The organism is Streptomyces sp. NPDC006450 (assembly GCF_040612195.1).
Lineage (GTDB): Bacteria > Actinomycetota > Actinomycetes > Streptomycetales > Streptomycetaceae > Streptomyces.
Window position 1 is genome coordinate 1 of the sequence record NZ_JBEXPT010000221.1, and the last position, 4,643, is coordinate 4,643.

At 74.0% G+C, this 4,643-nt stretch carries 4 protein-coding genes and 1 pseudogene; 3 read left to right on the plus strand and 2 right to left on the minus strand.

Translation table 11 applies throughout. The features are described from left to right. Positions 1-686 (plus strand): annotated as a pseudogene (locus ABZY57_RS32015) (serine/threonine protein kinase); the annotation flags it as partial. Then, the gene (locus ABZY57_RS32020; protein WP_356517934.1) at positions 683-1,369 is read left to right on the plus strand and encodes a hypothetical protein; all 687 of its coding nucleotides are present in this window, start codon (positions 683-685) and stop codon (positions 1,367-1,369) included. The pseudogene ABZY57_RS32015 and the gene ABZY57_RS32020, both read left to right, overlap by 4 nt. Here ABZY57_RS32020 and ABZY57_RS32025 read toward each other — a convergent pair. Next, the gene (locus ABZY57_RS32025; protein WP_356517936.1) at positions 1,347-1,679 is read right to left on the minus strand and encodes a DUF6191 domain-containing protein; all 333 of its coding nucleotides are present in this window, start codon (positions 1,677-1,679) and stop codon (positions 1,347-1,349) included. The two genes, ABZY57_RS32020 and ABZY57_RS32025, sit on opposite strands and share 23 nt — an antisense overlap. A 425-nt stretch (positions 1,680-2,104) precedes the next feature. Then, on the minus strand, positions 2,105-3,394 hold the full coding sequence (locus ABZY57_RS32030; RefSeq protein WP_356517938.1) for a bifunctional GNAT family N-acetyltransferase/ATP-binding protein: 1,290 nt from the start codon (positions 3,392-3,394) through the stop codon (positions 2,105-2,107). Positions 3,395-3,588: 194 nt separating this feature from the next. On the opposite strand from ABZY57_RS32030, the gene ABZY57_RS32035 reads away from it, so the two are divergent. Further along, positions 3,589-4,643: hypothetical protein (locus ABZY57_RS32035; RefSeq protein WP_356517940.1), on the plus strand; the 1,055-nt coding region annotated here is incomplete at its 3' end.

Consider the following 4,643-nt stretch of genomic DNA (forward strand, 5'->3'; position numbering starts at 1 on the left):
GGCGCGGGCTGCTCGCGGCGGGGGCGGCGCTCGTGCTCGGGCTGGTGGCCGTACTCGGCTACCAGGCGGTGGGCTCGGAGCCGGGCGGCGCGAAGGCGCTGAACGCGTTCGCGACGTCGAGCGCGTCGACGCCGGGCCCGGCCACCCCGGCACCCGGACCGAGCCTGTCGGCCTCGCCGACACCGACACCGACACCGACCGCGTCGGTCTCCGCGTCGCCGTCACCTTCGGCAAGCCCGAGTCCGAGCTACACGACGCCGACGCCCACACCCACGCCGACCTGGACGGTGACCAGGCCTGCGACCCCGACCCCGACCCTGTCTCCGACCCCCACGCCGACCCCGTCCCCGTCCCCGAAGGTCAAGATCTCCGCGGTGAACGTCACCTCGTTCCGGCAGACGGCCCCGGGTACCACCGAGGCCTCCTTCTCCGTCGAAAGCGACGGCGCGGGCCCCTACACCCTGGTCGTCGAGTGGTTCACCGGTGACACCAAGGGCGCCCTGACCGTGCCGGACGGCCGTCAGACGGTCGCCTTCGCGGCCGGAAGCCCCGGTACGCAGACCCTCGCGCACACCTTCGCGCAAGGCGCCGGCTGCTACTGGAGCGTCCGCGCCACCACCACACCGGCCGCCGCCAACCAGGGTTCCGTCCAGAGCATCTACATCCGGGGGTGCAAGCCGGCATGAGCGATCCCCACGCCCCGCAGGGCGACGACGACTACAGCGCCACCGTGCTCGGCAGCCACTGGATCACCGGACCGCCCCGGGGCACGGAGCGGACCGAGCGGCTCGACCCCACCGGCGCGACCGCCCACGCCGGCGCGACCGAACGCACCGGCCCGACCGCCCGGTTCGACGTACCGGTGGGGGCGGTGCCCGACCGGGTCGAGGGGTCGGTCCTGCGCTTCGGACCGGGAGTGACCGCCGCGCTGCCCACGCCGTTTCCGCTGTTCCCCGGCCCGGCCCCGCGCCGGCGCCGCGAATGGCGGCGCTACACCCTGGCCGCCGTGGTCCTGATCGGGGTCCTGTGCTACCTGGGCTGGCAGCGCTACGGCCCGGCCCTGGAGGTCGGGGACGTGGTGGTGGCCACCGATGCCAAGGGTCCCGGCTGCGACGGCACCGCCGACGTGGTGGCCGTCGTACGCACCAACGGGCGCCCGGGAGTCCTCTCGTACCGCTGGCTGCGCAGTGACGGCACCCGCTCGGAGCAGCTCACCGAGCGGGTGCCGAGCGGCCGGAAGGAGGCCCGGCTGCACCTGTTGTGGACCTTCCAGGGCGCGGGCACCTACCCCGCGAAGGCCGAGCTGGAGCTCGTCTCGCCCGTACGGCGGACGGCCGCGGCGGAGTTCACGTACCGCTGCCGCCCGTAGCGGGGGCGGGGAGACGGATCACCGCGAGCCCACCGTCGAGGTCGACCCGGGACCGGGGCGGTGCGCCGTCCTCTTCGTCGTCGCGCATGACCAGGGCGCTCTGGCGCTCCTTCAGCTCGTTCTGCTTGCCCGGCGAGAAGCTCGCGTGCAGCTGCTCGAAGCCGGTCGCGGACATCTGGCCCTTGCGGCCGTTCCAGCGCCAGGGCAGCAGCCCCGCTCGGCCCGCGCGCTCCAGCGTGAGGTCGAGGAAGGCGATGGCGGTGAGCAGCAGAGCCAGCCCCGGGAGGGTCATGAAGACGACGAAGGCCATGGCCGGAGCCTAACCCCGGCCCTCACCGCCGTGCCAGGCCCTGCCCTAGGTACCGCCCCCCCCTCGGGCCCTGCCCTAGGTCCCGCCCCTCGGCCCCTGGCCCAGATCCCCTCCCTCGGCCGCGGTCCTCCTTTCGGCCCACGGCCCGGGCCCGCGGACCGGTCCTTCCGGCCGGGGGGATCGTGGCCGTGCGGCCGAGGCGCCGCCGCTCCGGCCCTGGTTGACTCGAATGTGTCGCCGAGGGCATCAGGGATGGCCCTCACGGCACGTTTGCCGCCACGTTCCAGCCGGCGATACACCCCAACGGAACGTGGCTGTCCCGCACGGATGCCAAGTCCGCGCGGGAGGCCCGCAGCCGCTTTGGGGAGTGGCTGCGGGCCGTCTTGCCTGCCCGTCCGTGGCGGGCAGCTCGGATCGCTTCTTCCTCAGAAGCGGGCGTGCGCGGTGATGTCCGCCGCGAACTCCCCCGTCATCGCCGGGGTCACCGTCGGCCGGCACTGCGCCACCGCCGCCAGGTAGTCCTCGGTGCTCGCGCCCAGTGGGGCCGCGGCCGCGCCGCGCGCGCCCACCGCCTCCAGGTCCCGCTCGAAGGACACCTGCGCCGCGATCCGCGCCGCGTGCTCGATGTCGGCCGGGGTGAACAGCTCGCTCGCCGCCACCAGCGCCGCCACGTCCACGTCGGGGCGGCCCGCCGTGTACCGGGCCCAGATCGCGGCGCGGGCGCCCGCGTCCGGGGTGCCGATCGGGATCAGGTAGTCGAAGCGGCCGGGGCGCAGGAAGGCCGGGTCGAGGGAGCGGATGGAGTTGGTCGCGCAGACCAGCAGCCGTTCGTCGCCCTCGCGGAATCCGGGTATCAGCTTGAGCAGCTCGTTGGTCACCCCGTGGATCCCGCCGGGCTGGGCGGGCTCGGTGCGCACGGGCGCGATCTCCTCGACCTCGTCGATGAAGACGAGCACCCGTTCCAGCTCGGCGATGCGGGCGAAGGCGTCGCGCAGCGCCGCCGCGAGGTTCCCCTCGTCGGCGAGGCGGGAGGGCAGCAGTTCCACGAAGGGCCAGCCGAGCCGGGAGGCGATGGCCCGGGCGAAGGTGGTCTTGCCGGTACCGGGCGGGCCGAAGAGGGTGATGGCGCGCGGGGGCCGCACCCCGTGCGCGGCGGCCCGCTCGGGCTCGGCCAGGGGCAGCACCACGCGCCGCTCGATGAGGTCCTTCTCCGTCTCCATGCCGGCGACCTTGGTCCACAGGTCGTTCGGCAGGAAGCGGCCGCCGAGGTCGTCCAGGAGACCGGCGGCCGGGCCGTGCAGCGGCTCGGTCTTCTCGAAGTAGGCGACGGCGGGCTGCCGGGTGTAGCCCGCGTTGAGCAGGCCCTCGCCGAGCAGGTCCTCCTCGGGCAGGACGTACGCGATGCGCCCGACGCGGGCGGCGATGAGCCGCCGCTCCAGCTCCACGAGCAGCGCGCTGGCCAGGCCCCGGCCGCGCCAGCCGGCGGCGATGGCGATGCGCATGACCCAGGCGCGTTCGCCGGTGACGCAGGCGAGGGCGGCGCCGATGGGAACGCCCTGGTGGACCGCGACCACGCAGGGCTGCCGGTCGGTGAGGGCGCTGATGCATTCGGCGAGTGAGAAGACCGACTCCTGGCCGAGTTCGGCCGTGGTGTCGATCAGATGGACAACGGCCGCGAGATCGCTCTCGCGGTAGTCGTGGATCAGCCAGTTCACCGGGTACCGCCCCTCGTTCGTGCTGCTGCGTGCCTGCCGCGTGTGTGATGCGCACCTTGCTGCCGCGAGGCTAGGGGCGGGCGGGCCCCGTGATCACGCTCCGTCATGCACAACAGCCGGTCCGGGAACCCTCCGTATCGTCCATAGACTGGTGGTTTCCGCCCGAACTGTTGCCCGAGGATCCGTACGCCTTCATGACTTCCCACATATCCACCGGCGTCCGACGGCCGTTCCTCGTGTGGCTGGTGCCGGTTCTCTGGACTCTGGCGCTCGGGCTGTGGGGACTCTCCCGGCAGAACAGCGTGTGGCGGGACGAGGCGGCGACCTGGCAGGTGGCGGAGCGCTCGCCCGGTGAGATCTGGCACCTCCTCGGACAGGTGGACGCGGTCCACGGCCTGTACTACCTGCTGATGCACGTGCTGTTCGAGGTGTTCGGGGCGAGCACGAGCACCCTGCGCCTCCCGTCGGTGCTGGGGGTGGCGGTCGCCGCCGGCTGTGTGGCGCTGATCGGGCGCCGGCTGGCGGGCCCGTGGGCCGGGCTGGGCGGCGGGCTGGCCCTCGGACTGCTGCCGGCCGTGCAGTTCCAGCTCCAGGAGGGCCGGTCCTACGCGCTGATCGCGGGCGGGGCCGGACTGTCGACGCTCCTGCTCGTCTCCCTGATCGCAGCCGCCGCAGCCGGCCCCGGGCGGCGGACCTGGCCGCGCTGGACGGCGTACGGGGCTCTCGTGCTGGTCTGCGCCCTGCTGAACTGGTTCTCCCTGCTGATCCTGCCCGCCCACGCGGTGACGCTGTGGTGGGCACGGGGCGGGCGCGGCGTCGTGGCGCCCTGGCTGTTCGCCTCGGCGGCGGCCGTGGCGGGGGCCCTGCCGCTGATCCTGTTCAGCCGGACCCAGTCCGGCCAGGTCTCCTGGATACCGCCGCTGACCTGGCACATGATGATCGGCCCGGGCGTCCTGCTGGCGGTCGGCGCGCTGGGCGCGTGGGCGGACCGCCGGGGCGGGCCGCGCACCGGCCTCCCCGCCCGGCTGACGGCGGCCTCGGTCGGGCTGCCGCTGCTGGCGGTGCCCCTGCTGGGGCTGGCCGCCGCCTCCCTGATCCAGCCGCTGTTCCTGGACCGGTACGTACTGTTCTCCATGCTGGGCCTGGCCCTGCTGATCGGTGCGGCGCTGGGCGCAGTGAGGAGAGTCATCCCGGACGCGGTCGTCTCGAGATCGTTCGAGGCGGGGTCGCCAGTGGCAACACCCACGTC

Excerpts from the sequence above, each read along its gene's own strand:
- ABZY57_RS32020 (WP_356517934.1), top strand. The coding sequence starts at position 683 with ATGAGCGATCCCCACGCCCCGCAGGGCGACGACGACTACAGCGCCACC.
- ABZY57_RS32025 (WP_356517936.1), bottom strand. The coding sequence starts at position 1,679 with ATGGCCTTCGTCGTCTTCATGACCCTCCCGGGGCTGGCTCTGCTGCTC.